Genomic DNA, 13,341 nt, shown 5'->3' on the forward strand with positions numbered 1-13,341 from the left:
ACCTGTGGCGTTGTGCGCTGGAGGGCCGGGCGGCCCGACCCGTCCGCCCACGAGACGGAGGGCCGTGCCATGACGGCGGAACCCCGAGCCGTTCCCGAGACCTTCGCGTTCACCTGTGGTGACTGCGGGCACTCCTGGGAGGCCACCTTCCAGGTCATGTTCTTCACCGACCCGACCGACGCCTCCGGCCTGACCACGCAGGAGTACGTCGACGAGGAGGGCAGGGCCATGAGGTCGCCGCTCACCGACGCGGTCTGCCCGAAGTGCGGCGGACGCACGGTGCATGTGGTGGCGGCCGGGCTCGCCGAACGGGCGCGCCGCGCGGAACACGAACCCCGACAGCGCCACGAGCACCACCTGCATCTGCCGCACCGGCATTCCGGGCCGTCCGAGCCGCCGCCGGACAGCGCGCCCTGACACCACACCCCTCACCCGAACGGCCCCCTGCGCTGGAGGGCCGGGCGGCCCGATGGTGCCCTGAGGGGGACTGCCACTCCCCCTGGAGGCCCCGCCATGCACCGTCGCCCGTCCTCCCGCCCCGTCCGCGTCCTTGCCGCCGCCCTGGCGGCGGGCACGCTGCTGACCTGCGCGGCCTGCTCCGGCGGCAGCGGTGGTGCGGGCGGTGACAGCGCCTCGGACGTCGCCGCCTCCCCGCTCGCCGCCGAGTCCCCGCTCGCCTCGCCCCGTACCGGGAAGTCCGCCGCCGCCCTCACCGAGGCGGGAGCCAAGGCCGCGCTGATCACCGAGGCCGACCTGGAGGACAACTGGACCCAGGTCAAGGACGCCGCCACCTGGGGCGACAAGCTCGTCATCGGCAAGGTCGACGTCGGCGCCCTCCTCACCGCGAAGACCAACGCCGCCGACTGCCAGAAACTCCTCGACGCGCTCTACGGCGACGATCTCCTCGGCAAGCCGTCCGGCGCCTCCGCGCTGACCGGGTTCGAGCAGAGCGAGTCCCGGCTGCTCTACCAGGTCGCCGCCTACGACCGCGCCAAGCTCGGCGCCTCCCTGAACTGGCTGAAGACGCTGCCGGTGAAGTGCGACCAGTTCACCGCGACCGACTCCAAGGGCGGCCGGCGAACGGTCCAGGTCATCGAGAACGACGTACCCGCCGTCGGCGACGCCCGGCAGGGTCTCCAGGTGACCGTCACGAGCACGGGCGCCGCCCAACCCACCACGCTCACGCTGGAGTTGGCCGTGGTCCGGGTCGGCACCGACGCGATCACCGTCACGTCGGGCGGCCTTGAGGGCACGGAGTCCGACACGACCGAGGCCGCCGTACGGCAGGGCACCTCGAACCTGAAGGACGTCCTGGCCGGCCGGACACCGCCCGCCCAACCCGGCAACCTGGGCTGAGAGTTGGCCGTCCCCGAAGAACATGTGCCCCATCGCCGCGACCCCTTGGGCCGGGTGATCGACCGGCGGCACAATGGCGGGGACGGCGACGCGGGCGACAGGGAGTCAAGACGTGAGTGACAGCGGCACCCCGGCAGCGGGACCGGCCCGGCTCGACACCGGTGTGGCGCACAACGCGCGTGTGTGGAACCACTGGATCGGCGGCACGGACAACTACGAGATCGACCGGCGGGTCGGCGAGCACGTCGCCGGCCTGTTCCCGGTGATCCGTGAAGTGGCCCGCGCCGACCGGGACTTCCTCGGCCGGGCGGTGCGGTTCCTGACCGGCGAGCGCGGGGTACGGCAGTTCCTCGACCTCGGCACCGGACTGCCGAGCGTCGACAACACGCACGAGATCGCCCAGCGCGTCGCACCGGACGCGCGGATCGTGTACGTCGACAACGACCCGCTGGTGCTGGTCCACGCCCGCAAGCTGCTGACGAGCACGCCCGAGGGCGTCACCGACTACATCGAAGCGGATGTGCGCGACCCGGCGTCGATCGTCCAACGGGCCACTGGCACCCTCGACTTCGACCGTCCCGTCGCGGTGATGATGCTGGGCGTCCTGAACTTCGTCCTCGACACCGAGGAGGCCCGGCAGGTCGTGCGCGACCTCATGGCCGCGGTCCCCCCGGGCAGCTTCCTGGTCCTCACCCACCCCACCTTCGACGCGGATCTCGGCGGCGAGGGCAACGTCCCGGCGATGGAGTTCTGGAACGCGAACGCCACTCCCCCGATCACCGCCCGCGGCCGCGCCGACATCACCGCCTTCTTCGAGGGCCTCGACCTCCTCGAACCCGGTCTGGTGCCGTGCTCTCGGTGGCGCCCGGACTCCGACTCCCCGGCCGTGGTACCGCAGTTCGGAGCAGTGGCCGTGAAACCCTGACGGGGCAGCCGACCGCGCAGGACGCGACCGTGGAGGACGTATGACCACCCTTGCCGACCCACTGCCCGGCGGACGCCCCGGCGAGGTGGAACGCGCCACCGCACTGGCCACGGAACTGACCGGACGGGGAGTGCACGGGATCGTCCTGGCCTACGTCGACACCGCGGGCGTGGGCCGGGTGAAGACGGTCCCGACCGCGAAGCTCGCCTCGGCCGCGGCCTGGGGCGTCGGCATGTCCCCGGTGTTCGACACCTTCCTGGCGAACGACTCCATCGTCACCACCGACGTCCTCGGCTCACCGGACGGCGACCTGCGCCTGTACCCCGACCTCGACCAGCTGGCCGTCCTGGCCGGGCAGCCCGGCTGGGCCTGGGCACCGGTCGACCGGATCACCCAGGAGGGCGAGCGGCACCCCGGCTGCACCCGCACGTTCCTGCGCCGGGTCGTCACGGACGCGGAGCGGCGGCACGGGGTCACCTTCCGGGCGGGCATCGAGATCGAGTGGGTCCTCGGCCTCGGTACGGCGGCCGACGGCGCCTTCGTCCCCGCCACCACGGGCCCGGCGTACAGCGCGACCCGGCAGGTCGAACTGAGCGACTACGGCGCCGAGTTGCTGTCCGCCCTGGCGGCGCAGGGCGTGGACGTGGACCAGTTCCACCCCGAGTACGCGGCCGGGCAGTTCGAGCTGTCGGTGGGCGCGCTCGACCCGGTCGCGGCGGCCGACCGCAGTGTCCTCGTACGGCAGACCGTGCGCGCGGTCTCCCAACGGCACGGCCTGCGCGCCTCGTTCACGCCGGCCGTCCTCGCCCGGGGCGTCGGCAACGGCGGGCACATCCACCTCTCGGCCTGGCGCGACGGCGCGAACCTGCACACCGGGGGCGACCGGCGCTACGGCATGACGGCCGAGGCCGAGTCGTTCGCGGCCGGTGTCCTCGCCCACCTCCCGGCGCTCACCGCCGTGACCGCGCCGAGCCCGGCCAGCTACTTCCGCCTTCAACCCTCCCAGTGGGCGGGGGTGTTCACCGCCTGGGGCCGGGAGACCCGCGAGGCCGCGGTGCGTGTCGTCACCGGCACGGCAGGGCTGCGCGCCCAGGCCGCGAACCTGGAGGTCAAGCCGGTCGACCTGGCCGCCAACCCCTATCTCGCCCTCGGCTGCCTGATCACCGCGGGCCTCGACGGCCTCACCTCCGCCACCGCCCTGCCCGAGGAGACCACCGGCGACCCCGCACACCTCGGCGCGCCGGAGGCAACGGCCCGTGGCGTACGGCGACTTCCGACCTCGCTGGCCGAGTCGGTCGCCGAGTTCCGCAAGGACGAGCTGCTGCGGGCCGCACTTGGACCGGTCCTGGCCGACGCGGTGATCGCCGTACGACAGGGCGAGATCGCGGCCGTGGCCGACCTGGACGACGACCGGATCGCGGCGGCCTACCGCTGGAAGTACTGACGATGGGCACTGGACCGGTCCACGAGGCGCTCGCCGCCCTGGAGTTGGTGGACCACCACTGCCACGGAGTCGTCACCGAGGACCTGGACCGGACGGCCTTCGAGTCTCTGCTCACCGAGGGTGACGTCTGGCCCGGCAGCGGGCTCTCACCGTTCGACAGCCCGGTCGGAATCGCCGTACGCCGTTACTGCGCGCCCCTGTTGGATCTGGAGCGGCACGCGCCCGCCGACGAATACCTCGCCCGGCGCGCCGAGTTGGGGCCGGGCGAGGTCAACCGGCGTTTCCTCGCCGCGGCCGGGACCGGAGTGTTCTGCGTCGACACCGGGTTCGCCCCGCACGCCATCACCACGCCCGCCGAACTCGCCGGGGCGGCGGGCGCGGTCGCCCACGAGGTCGTACGGCTCGAAACCGTCGCGGAGGGTGTGGCCGCGCGGGGTGTCGAGCCGGACGCGTACGCGGACGCCTTTCGGGCCGCCGCCCTGGACGCGGTGCGGCGGCCGGGGGTGGTGGGCGTGAAGTCGGTGGCCGCGTACCGGACCGGGTTCGATCTCGACCCCGCCCGGCCCTCGGACGCGGAGGTGACCCGGGCGGCCCGCGCCTGGCTGGCCCGCGGCGGGCGGCTCGAACACCCGGTGCTGATGCGGGAGTTGCTGTGGACCGCGGTCGACCTGGGACTCCCCCTCCAGCTCCACACGGGCTTCGGTGACAACGACATCCGGCTGCACCGCACGGACCCCGCCCTGCTGACGGACTGGCTGCACCTGACCGCCGACACGATCCCGGTGCTGCTCCTGCACTGCTGGCCGTACCAGCGCCAGGCCGGCTACCTGGCGGCCGTCTTCGAGCGGGTGTACCTGGATGTCGGACTCACCCTGCATCATGTAGGTCCGGTCCGGGCTCGGGCGGTACTGGCTGAGGCGCTGGAGATCACACCCTTCCGCAAACTGCTGTACAGCTCCGACGCCTATGGTCTGGCCGAGTTCTACGGGCTCGGCGCGCTGGCGTTCCGCCGGGGTCTGGGGGATCTTCTCCAGGACCGGGTGGACGCCGACGAACTGGGCCTGCCCGACGCGCTGCGACTGGCGCGCTGGGCGGGAGCGGACAATGCCCGCCGGGTCTACCGGCTATCCGACGGACACTGAAAGTATGATCAAGCAATGTCTGACATGACCGATACCACGCCCGGTTGGCTGTCCGCCGACGACCTCGAACAGGCACGCGCCCGCATGCCGATCCTGTACGTCGAGGCGGTGCCCGTCCGCGTCGACGACAGCGGCGAGGTGACCAGCATCGGCCTGCTGCTGCGCATCGGCCCCGACGGCACCGTCAACCGCACCCTCGTCTCCGGCCGCGTACTGCACCACGAGCGGGTCCGCGACGCGCTGCTGCGCCACCTGGAGAAGGACCTCGGCCCGGTCGCGCTGCCCCGCATCCCGGCCTCGCTCCAGCCGTTCACGGTCGCCGAGTACTTCCCGACGCACGGGGTCACCCCGTACCACGACCCCCGGCAGCACGCGGTGTCCCTCGCCTACGTCGTGCCGGTCACCGGTGACTGCCGGCCCCGCCAGGACGCTCTCGACCTGGTCTGGTTCAGCCCGGAGGAGGCCGCCTCGGAGGCGCTGCGGAGCGAGATGCCGGGCGGGCACGGGGTGTTGCTCAAGCAGGCGCTGGCGCATGTGGGCTGCGTGTCCTGACCGGGATCGTCACCGCGGCTCAGGCAGTGTCGCCGGGGCTGCGCTGACTGGTGCCGGGTTCGCCGTTGTCGCGCCGCCACTCGACGACCAGTTCGTCCTTGGTGCCGAAGCGGACCAGATGCCGGCCCACCACGTCTTCCAGCCGATCGAGGAACTCGGGCTCCGCCTCCACCGCGAGCAGCAACGCCCCCTCGGTGGCGGTCAGCGATCCTGTGCCGTCCTGGAAGACGAGACGCCCCTCCCCGGTCTCCTCGTCCCAACTGGTCTCGCTGCGACGCCCCAGGTGGGAGGCGAGCTGCTTGGCGTAGCGCTGCGGCCGGTCGGTGACGACGCGGGCTTCGGATCGGGACATGACGGCTCCAGGGTGTCGGGGGTGCACAACGACTCGATGGTGCCGGAGAGTTGGGGCCACCGCACGGACACGACACCCGGCGCGATCCGAAACGTATGGATGCCGTGCCCGTCGGCTTCTCCCCTGGGTCAGTTCTTGCCCTTGGTGACGACCCACTTACGGCCCACCCAGTTGCCGACCGTCTCGTAGCCGGAGCGGAAGGAGCCGAGCCAGTTGAGCTTGAGCTCGGCCTCGGCGGTGGACTTGACCGGGGTGTAGCTGCTCGCGTCGGTGTCCGGACCGCCCGTGGTGTTCTTGGCGTAGTACGGGAACGGGTAGACCGGGCGGGAGGCGGTGGTGTTGCCGCCGCTGTCGACGGACTTGGTCGTCAGGCTCGCCGGGGCGTCGCCCTTGGTGACCCAGTCGGTGATCGCGGTCAGCGCGTCGAAGGTGTTCGGGCCCTGGCCGCCGCCGCAGTGCGCGACGCCGGGGAGCAGGAACAGCCGGGCGAAGGACTTGGTGGCCGCCTCGCCGCCGACGGCCTTCTCAACCGCCTTGTAGTAGGCCATCGTTCCCACGGCCGGGATGTGCTGGTCGCCGAGACCGTGCCAGAGGATGAGCTTGCCGCCGGCCTTCTTGAACGCGGTGAGGTCGGGGTCGGTGGCGTCGTACATGCCCTCGTTGGGCCGCATCACCTTGTCGTAGTAGGCGGCCGTGAACTTGATGTCCTTGTAGGTCAGGGCCGGTTGGGGGCTGTCGAAGATCTGGTAGCGCAGGGTCTCCCGGACGAAACCGATGTCGCCGCTGGCGCCGGTCGCGGTGGCCGGGGTGATGATGCCGGCCCAGTTCAGCTCGGAGCCGCGCAACTGGTGGCCCGGGTAGAGGAGTTGGCCGTGCCCGTCGGTGGGTCCGGCGTAGATGCGGCGCAGGGTGGTGACCTGGTCGGCGGTCAGGCAGTAGCTGTCGGTCGTCGACGCCTGACCGGTCGCGCACTGGATGGTGCCGGGGTCCCAGGTGCAGGTGAGCGGGTCGGCGATGATGCCGTCGGCGGGGGCGCCGCAGCCCTTGAGGACGGCCTTGTGGAGGTCGGCGAGGTCGGCGTTGGTGATCGTCGCCGGACCGCCGTTCAGGTAGACGGACTGGGCGGTCCAGGCGTGCGAGAAGGTGTTCAGCGCGGTGAAGTTGTTGGCCGGGGCGCCGGCGATGATGCCGTCGAAGTCGGTCGGGTAGCGCTGCGCCTCGGTGAGGCCCTGGTGGCCGCCCTGGGAGCAGCCGTCGAAGTAGGAGTGGGTGGCCGCCTGGCCGTAGTACCGCTCGATGATCGCCTTGGCCGCCTGGACCAGTTCGTGGTCGGACTTGTAGCCGAAGTCGGCGCTCAGGGTGGGGTCGGTGGAGAAGAGGGCGCCGCCGACCTGGTGGCCCTCGTCGCTGGAGGCGACGGCGAAGGCGCCGGTGGTCAGCGGGACGCAGCCGGCGGAGGCGGGGGCGTTGGTGACGGTGGCGCCGCCGCACAGGCCGCCGCAGCCGAGCTGGAGGTAGTTGGCCTGCCAGCCGGTCTCGGGGAGCTTGATCTCGAAGTGGAGTTGCGGGGCGATGACGCCCTTGACGTCACAAGCGGCCCAGTTGCCAAGGGTGTTGGCGCTCGCGGCGAGTTCGGTGGCCGAGCTGATCTCGAAGGGCACCCCGGGGACGGCGGCGGCCAGGTCGAGTTGGGCGACTCCGGAGCAGGACATGGCCGGTGCGATGCCCGAGGTCGTGGCACCCACCGAAACGGCCTTCGCCGAGGCCGAGTCGGCCGCCTGCGCACCGCCGGTCACGCTGTTGGCCAGCGCCACACTCGCCCCGATCACCAGGGCGACGGCTGCCGCGAGGGTGGCCAGGAAGGTAGCCGAATTCCACCGACACCATCTGAACAGCTTGGGCATGCTGGGCACTCCGTTCGCTCGCCGGACCGGGGTCGTGCAGGCACGGCGAGGAACGTAGCTCTCCGGTAATCCGCAGGCAATAGCGTCGACTGTATTGTTGACGATTTCGTCGAAGACTTGGCTCGATACCGCTGACCAGGGCCGGAGCCGACACCCACCACAACGTTAGTTTTCTTTCTGCGCAACTTATTGATTGTACCGACCGTTAGGTCTAATTTATCGGCTCTCTGGACCTTCGCTCCGCTCACTTACGGAAGGCCGCCGATGTCCTCCCAGACCCAGATCAGTCCCCCGCAGGATGACGAAACACCGCCCTCCACCAGACGCAACGTGCTCGTGATCATCGCGCTCGTGTGGACAGTTCAACTCGTCGCACTCATGGCCGCGTTGTCCGGCATCGCGCAGGCCGACATCGCGATCCACTTCAGAACCACCGAGATCGCGTGGTTCACCCTGATGACCCTGTTGACCGGTACGTTCTTCCTCCCGTTCGTGGTCAAGGCAGCGGCCATCTTCGGCAAGAAGCGTGTGCTGCTCGTGGCCATCGGGCTCGGCCTGGTCGGCGACCTGGTCTCCGCCCTCGCCACCGACTACCGCACCCTGCTGATCGGCCGCGGCATCGCGGGCATCTACACCGCCAGCGCGCCGCTCGCCTACGCCATCACCCGCGATGTGTTCCCCCGCAAGTGGGTCGGTGTCGCCAGCGGCATCCTGGCCGGCGGTATCGGTCTCGTCGCGTTCGGCGGGCCGTTCCTGTCCGGCTGGCTGCTGGACGACTACGGCTTCCGCGGCGTCCTGTGGTTCATGGCCATCAGCACCGCCGTCAGCTTCCTGCTGGTGGGCGCCTTCGTGCCGGAGAGCCCGGTCCGCGCGGCGGCCACCCGCATGGACTGGGTCGGCGGAATCCTCCTCGGCGGCGGCGTCACGGCCATCGTCTACGCCGTCGGCCAGGGCTCCAACTGGGGCTGGGGCAGCGGCAAGTTCATCGGCTACGTCATCGCAGCCGCCGTCGCCCTCATCGCCTTCGTCTTCGTGGAGCGCCGGGTCGCCGAACCCCTGTTCCCCCTCTCCATGACCCGGCGTCGGCCCGTGTGGACCGTCCTGCTGGCCACGTCCATCGCGGCAGGCTCGCTCAGCGCGGTCGGCGTGGTGATCCAGCTCCTGATCCTGATGCCCAACATCCCCACCATCTCGGCGGGCCTCGGCTGGTCCGGAACCCACAACGCCATCGTCACCAGTCCCATCAGCGCCATGATCATCATCGGGGCCGTGGGCACCGGTTTCCTCGCCCGCCGGCTGGACGCACGCATCCTCCTGGGCACCGGCGCCTCACTCGCGGTCCTCGGCTACGGCATCGGCACCCATCTGCACCACAGCGCCGCGCAGATCATCGAGATGGGCGTGATCGCGGGACTCGGCACCGGCATCACCATGGCGATCGTGCCCATCATGATCATCGAGGTGGTCACACCCGAGGAACAGGCGCTGGCCAACGGCGTCCAGAACCTCGGCCAGGGCGTCGCCCAGATCGTCGTCTCCCAGCTGGCCTTCGTCGTGATGGCCCAGCACGGGGCGATCCTCAAGGGCACCCAGTTCTACCTCGACGCCGGCTTCACCAACGGCCTCTGGCTGGTGGTCGGTTGCGTTGCCGTGGGCGCGGTGCTCGTCGCTCTGATCCCCAAGAGCAAGCACCTCGACGAGGTGGAGGTCGGTCAGGCGGCCTGACGTCCGCACACCGTGAAGGCCGTTCTCCCGGCGACGGGCGAACGGCCTTCGGCGTACGGCGGGTTCAGTCGTTCCGCGTGTACTCGGCCGCCGCGTCGAGCAGCCAGTCCGCCAGATACCCGGCGAAGGACGAACGCACCAACACCCAGAATCCGGCCCCGGGTTCGTCCCGGGCGACCAGCACGACCTGGGTACGGGCCACGGTGGTCTGAGCGCAGCGCCCGGCGCCGAAGGCACGCGGGTGCAGGTCCAGGGGGCAGCCGTGGGCGAGCAGGTCGCGGGCCCGGGAACCCGAGACGAGAAGAGTGGTGCGCTGGGCGGACATATCGGTGACGGCCACGTGCTCGTCACCGCTCGCCGCCCGGATCCGGCCCTCCACATCCCGCTGCGTGTCCGGCGGCCCCACCACCAGCCACTCGTCCGGACCGAGCCACAGCACCCGCAACTCCCCGGACCGCACAACCGTGTTGGGCTCCAGAGGCAGAGGCAACCCAAGAGCGAGTCCTACGGCGTCCGCCGCCGCGCCCTTCGCGTCGAGCCGGACGTTCACCTGGGCCAGGAAGGGCAGTTCGGCCAGCCGGACCGTGCCGCCGGAGGAGCGGGTCGCGGCGGCCAACCGGCCTACGGCACCCGCGAGGGGGCTGCGGCGCGGCACGGAGAGGACGGTGTCAGCCATCGCGGCGGGCTCCTTCGGGGTCGTAGAGGACGGGGCTCGCGACGGTGACCGGGATCAACTCGTCGCCCACGGGGGCGTAGAGGCGTTCGCCGATGCGGTCCCGGCCGCCCTTGATCAGGGCGAGGGCGAAGGTGCGGCCGAGGGCGGCGCTGCGGTAGCTGGAGGTGACGTGGCCCAGCATCGGGACGGGTGGGGCCGGGAGCACGCTGTCCGCGATCAGTTGGGTGCCCTCGGGGAGGAAGGCGGCGGGGTCGTCCGGGAGCAGGCCGACCAGGTGCTTGCGGTCGGGGCGGACGGCGTCGGCGCGGGCGTAGGAGCGCTTGCCGATGAAGTCGGGCTTCTTCTTCGACACCGCCCAACTCATGCCGAGATCCTGGGGAGTTACGGTGCCGTCGGTGTCCTGGCCGATGATCGGGTAGCCCTTCTCGGCGCGCAGGACGTGCATGGTCTCGGTGCCGTACGGGGTGATGCCGAAGGGGGCACCGGCCTCGTACAGCGCCTCCCACAGGGCGAGCGCCTCCCACGGTGACACGTTGATCTCGTAGGCGAGTTCACCGGAGAAGCTGATCCGGCACACCCTCGCCTCGATGCCCGCGACGGTCGTGTCCCGCCAGGCCATGAACGGGAAGTCGTCGTTGCCGACGGCCAGTTGGGGCGCGAGCGAGCCGAGCACCTCGCGGGAGCGGGGGCCGACCAGGGCGACGGTGGCCCACTGTTCGGTCACCGAGGCGCAGTGGACGCGGAGTTCGGGCCACTCGGTCTGGTGCCACTCCTCCATCCAGTCGAGTACGGCGGCGGCGTTGCCCGTGGTCGTGGTGACCAGGTAGCGGTCCGGTGCGAGGCGGATGGCGGTGCCGTCGTCGAAGACCATGCCGTCCGGGCGGCACATGACGCCGTAACGGATCATGCCGACCTTCAGGTTGCTCATCATGTTGGTGTAGAGCCGGTCGAGGAAGACGGGGGCGTCCGGGCCCTGTACGTCGATCTTGCCGAGGGTGGAACCGTCCATGAACCCGACGCCCTCGCGGGCCGCCGCGCACTCGCGCAGGACCGCGGTCTCCATGTCCTCGCCATCCCGCGGGTAGTACCAAGGGCGCTTCCACTGGCCGACGTTCTCGAACAGGGCGCCCTGCATGACGTGCCAGTCGTGCAGGGCCGTCGTACGGATCGGGTCGTGCAGCGCGCCCCGGTCGCGACCGGCGAGGGTGGCGAAGGAGACGGGGGTGTAGGGCGGGCGGAAGGTCGTTGTGCCGAGGTCCGAGATGTCGACGCCGAGGAGTTCCGCGACCACGCCGCTCGCCAGGATGCCGGAGGTCTTGCCCTGGTCGTTGGCGGTGCCCGCTGTTGTGTAGCGCTTGGTGTGCTCGACCGAGTCGAGGCCGGCGGATGTGGCGCGGGTCAAGTCGGCGACGGTGACGTCTCGTTGGAGGTCCACGAAGCGGGGTGCTTCGGTGGCGGAGGGGACGAGGAAGACCTGCATGGCGGGGGTGGTGGCGGGTTCGGTGGGCACCTGGGGCAGGTTCGGCGCCCCGGCGGTGTAACCCTCGGCCTCGATCGCGCGGGCGCCCGCGGCCGCGCCCTGCGCGAGGACTTCGGCCAGGTCCAGCGCTCCGTTCGCGCTGCCCGCGACCTCGACCGCTTGTCGGCAGGTGTCGGGGACGAAGGAGCCGAGGGTGTCGTCGTAGCGGAGCTTGCCGCCGGCCTGGCTGAAGAGGTGGGCGACCGGGTTCCAGCCGCCCGAGACCAGGAGGAGGTCGGTCGCGAAGTGCCTTGTCGTGCCTGTGGTTTCGCCGTACGGGGCGACCGTCACGGCGGTGAGTCGCGGGGCGCCCTCGGTGGCGACGACGGCGTGGCCGGTGAGTACCTCGATGCCGGCCTCGCGGGCTCGGCGTGCCCACTCCGTCGGCTCGTTCTCGGACGGGCGGGTGTCCACGATCGCCGCGAGGTGGACTCCGGCCCTCGCGAGGTCCAACGCGGCTGCGTACGCACTGTCGTTGGTGGTGAAGACGACGGCCTGGCGGCCGGGCAGGACGCCGTGACGGTTGACGTAGGCGCGGGCCGAGGCGGCGAGCATCACGCCGGGGCGGTCGTTGTCCGCGAAGGCAAGTGAGCGTTCGTGCGCGCCCGTTGCGAGAACTACTCGGCGGGCTCGGATGCGCCAGACGCGTTCGCGGGAGACGTGGGTGGGGGCCGCGGCGCCGAGGTGGTTGGTGCGGCGTTCCACGGCGAGGAGGTGGTTGTCGTCGTAGTGGCCGAAGACGGTGGTGCGGGGCAGTACGCGCACTTCGGGGGTGGTGGTGAGTTCCTCGGTCAACTCCGCTACCCAGTCGCCGAGTTGGGCGGTGTCCAGGAGGCTGCCGCCCAGTTCGGGGCGGTCGTCGGCGAGGATGACTCGGGCTCCGCTGCGGGCGGCGGCTGCGGCTGCCGCGAGGCCGGCGGGGCCTGCGCCGACCACGAGCAGGTCGCAGTGGGTGTGGACGGCGTCGTAGCGGGCGGGGTCCGGTTCCGTGGCGAGGCGGCCCTGGCCGGGGAGGCTGGTCGCGACGAGGCCGTCGTAGAGCTCGATCGTTGTCGCGGGGAGCATCGGCTCTGGGAAGGGGGCCTCTATCTGGATCACCGCGTTGGGTTCTTCCACTCCGGCCGTGAAGATGCCTCGGGGGCGGCCGAGTTTGATGCTGGTGCCGGTTTGGATGATGCCGTTGGCGAGGAGGGCGGAGGCTAGGGTGTCGCCTTTGTAGCCCGTGTATTCGGTGCCGTCGAAGGTGAAGGTGAGGGGGGTGTGGCGGTGGATTCGGCCGTGGGTGGGGTGGCGGTAGGGACTTGTTTCGCCCCCGCCGCCCCTACCCGTCCCGTTCCCAGGGGCCTCTGCCCCCTGGACCCCCGTCGGCCCTGAAGGGGCCTCGTCCTCAAACGCCGGACGGGCTGATTGTGTGGGCCTTCGCTCAGAAATGGACGCCGGACGGGCTGAATTTTCCTGGCGCGGTTCATATGTGTCCGGGCGTGGCTCGCCCGACCTGTACACCCTCAGGATCTCGTTCGTCGACGTGTCCCGTACCGCGTTGAACCAGCGGCGGCAGCCCGCCGCGTGGCTCCAGCGTTCCGCGAACGGGCCCTTGGGGTTGGCGCGGAAGAAGAGGTAGCGGGCCCATTCCTCGTCGGTCAGGTCGGCCTGGTTCTCCGGGTAGGCCACGTGGGCCTGGCCGCCGTAGTGGAACTCGGCCTCGTCGCGGGGCCCGCACCAGGGGCAGGGGATCAGCAGCATGGT

The 13,341-nt window shown here is 71.0% G+C and carries 11 protein-coding genes; 7 read left to right on the forward strand and 4 right to left on the reverse strand.

Annotated elements, in window-relative coordinates; all coding sequences use genetic code 11:
- Positions 1–69 precede the first annotated feature (69 nt).
- From ACWIHT_RS29605 to ACWIHT_RS29630, 6 genes are all read left to right on the forward strand, one after another.
- Complete coding sequence (locus ACWIHT_RS29605; protein WP_456171351.1) at positions 70–417, forward strand: hypothetical protein; 348 nt, start codon at positions 70–72, stop codon at positions 415–417.
- A gap of 96 nt (positions 418–513) precedes the next feature.
- Complete coding sequence (locus ACWIHT_RS29610) at positions 514–1,356, forward strand: hypothetical protein (RefSeq protein WP_456171352.1); 843 nt, start codon at positions 514–516, stop codon at positions 1,354–1,356.
- 112 nt (positions 1,357–1,468) lie between these two features.
- Entirely contained in the window at positions 1,469–2,281 is an 813-nt protein-coding gene (locus ACWIHT_RS29615; protein WP_456171353.1) for an SAM-dependent methyltransferase, read from the forward strand.
- A gap of 40 nt (positions 2,282–2,321) precedes the next feature.
- Positions 2,322–3,725, forward strand: a complete 1,404-nt coding sequence (locus ACWIHT_RS29620; RefSeq protein ID WP_456171354.1) for a glutamine synthetase family protein — start codon at positions 2,322–2,324, stop codon at positions 3,723–3,725.
- Between the two features lie 2 nt (positions 3,726–3,727).
- The gene (locus tag ACWIHT_RS29625; RefSeq protein ID WP_456171355.1) at positions 3,728–4,867 is read left to right on the forward strand and encodes an amidohydrolase family protein; all 1,140 of its coding nucleotides are present in this window, start codon (positions 3,728–3,730) and stop codon (positions 4,865–4,867) included.
- A 15-nt stretch (positions 4,868–4,882) separates the two neighbouring features.
- Positions 4,883–5,419, forward strand: a complete 537-nt coding sequence (locus ACWIHT_RS29630; RefSeq protein ID WP_200711346.1) for an NUDIX hydrolase family protein — start codon at positions 4,883–4,885, stop codon at positions 5,417–5,419.
- A 19-nt stretch (positions 5,420–5,438) separates the two neighbouring features.
- Here the strand turns inward: ACWIHT_RS29630 and ACWIHT_RS29635 are convergent, their stop codons facing one another.
- Together ACWIHT_RS29635 and ACWIHT_RS29640 are read right to left on the reverse strand one after the other, a co-directional pair.
- Entirely contained in the window at positions 5,439–5,771 is a 333-nt protein-coding gene (locus ACWIHT_RS29635; protein WP_427923998.1) for a DUF2218 domain-containing protein, read from the reverse strand.
- Between the two features lie 128 nt (positions 5,772–5,899).
- On the reverse strand, positions 5,900–7,675 hold the full coding sequence (locus ACWIHT_RS29640) for a tannase/feruloyl esterase family alpha/beta hydrolase (protein ID WP_456171356.1): 1,776 nt from the start codon (positions 7,673–7,675) through the stop codon (positions 5,900–5,902).
- 264 nt (positions 7,676–7,939) lie between these two features.
- Between ACWIHT_RS29640 and ACWIHT_RS29645 the strand changes: the two genes are divergently transcribed.
- Complete coding sequence (locus ACWIHT_RS29645; RefSeq protein WP_456171357.1) at positions 7,940–9,400, forward strand: MFS transporter; 1,461 nt, start codon at positions 7,940–7,942, stop codon at positions 9,398–9,400.
- A 64-nt stretch (positions 9,401–9,464) separates the two neighbouring features.
- Here ACWIHT_RS29645 and ACWIHT_RS29650 read toward each other — a convergent pair whose 3' ends face one another.
- Both ACWIHT_RS29650 and ACWIHT_RS29655 read right to left on the reverse strand, forming a co-directional pair.
- Complete coding sequence (locus ACWIHT_RS29650) at positions 9,465–10,076, reverse strand: sarcosine oxidase subunit gamma (RefSeq protein WP_456171358.1); 612 nt, start codon at positions 10,074–10,076, stop codon at positions 9,465–9,467.
- Positions 10,069–13,338 carry a sarcosine oxidase subunit alpha family protein gene (locus tag ACWIHT_RS29655; protein WP_456171359.1) on the reverse strand — a complete coding sequence of 1,090 codons (3,270 nt, stop codon included), beginning with the start codon at positions 13,336–13,338 and terminating at the stop codon, positions 10,069–10,071. The genes ACWIHT_RS29650 and ACWIHT_RS29655 overlap by 8 nt, the downstream gene beginning before the upstream one ends.
- Positions 13,339–13,341 lie beyond the last annotated feature (3 nt).

It is taken from the genome of Streptomyces sp. NPDC002276 (genome assembly GCF_053891435.1).

Coding starts and splice junctions, on each gene's coding strand:
- ACWIHT_RS29630 (WP_200711346.1), top strand. CDS start 4,883: ATGTCTGACATGACCGATACCACGCCCGGTTGGCTGTCCGCCGACGAC.
- ACWIHT_RS29620 (WP_456171354.1), top strand. CDS start 2,322: ATGACCACCCTTGCCGACCCACTGCCCGGCGGACGCCCCGGCGAGGTG.
- ACWIHT_RS29645 (WP_456171357.1), top strand. CDS start 7,940: ATGTCCTCCCAGACCCAGATCAGTCCCCCGCAGGATGACGAAACACCG.
- ACWIHT_RS29605 (WP_456171351.1), top strand. CDS start 70: ATGACGGCGGAACCCCGAGCCGTTCCCGAGACCTTCGCGTTCACCTGT.
- ACWIHT_RS29655 (WP_456171359.1), bottom strand. CDS start 13,338: ATGCTGCTGATCCCCTGCCCCTGGTGCGGGCCCCGCGACGAGGCCGAG.
- ACWIHT_RS29625 (WP_456171355.1), top strand. CDS start 3,728: ATGGGCACTGGACCGGTCCACGAGGCGCTCGCCGCCCTGGAGTTGGTG.
- ACWIHT_RS29650 (WP_456171358.1), bottom strand. CDS start 10,076: ATGGCTGACACCGTCCTCTCCGTGCCGCGCCGCAGCCCCCTCGCGGGT.
- ACWIHT_RS29635 (WP_427923998.1), bottom strand. CDS start 5,771: ATGTCCCGATCCGAAGCCCGCGTCGTCACCGACCGGCCGCAGCGCTAC.
- ACWIHT_RS29640 (WP_456171356.1), bottom strand. CDS start 7,675: ATGCCCAAGCTGTTCAGATGGTGTCGGTGGAATTCGGCTACCTTCCTG.
- ACWIHT_RS29610 (WP_456171352.1), top strand. CDS start 514: ATGCACCGTCGCCCGTCCTCCCGCCCCGTCCGCGTCCTTGCCGCCGCC.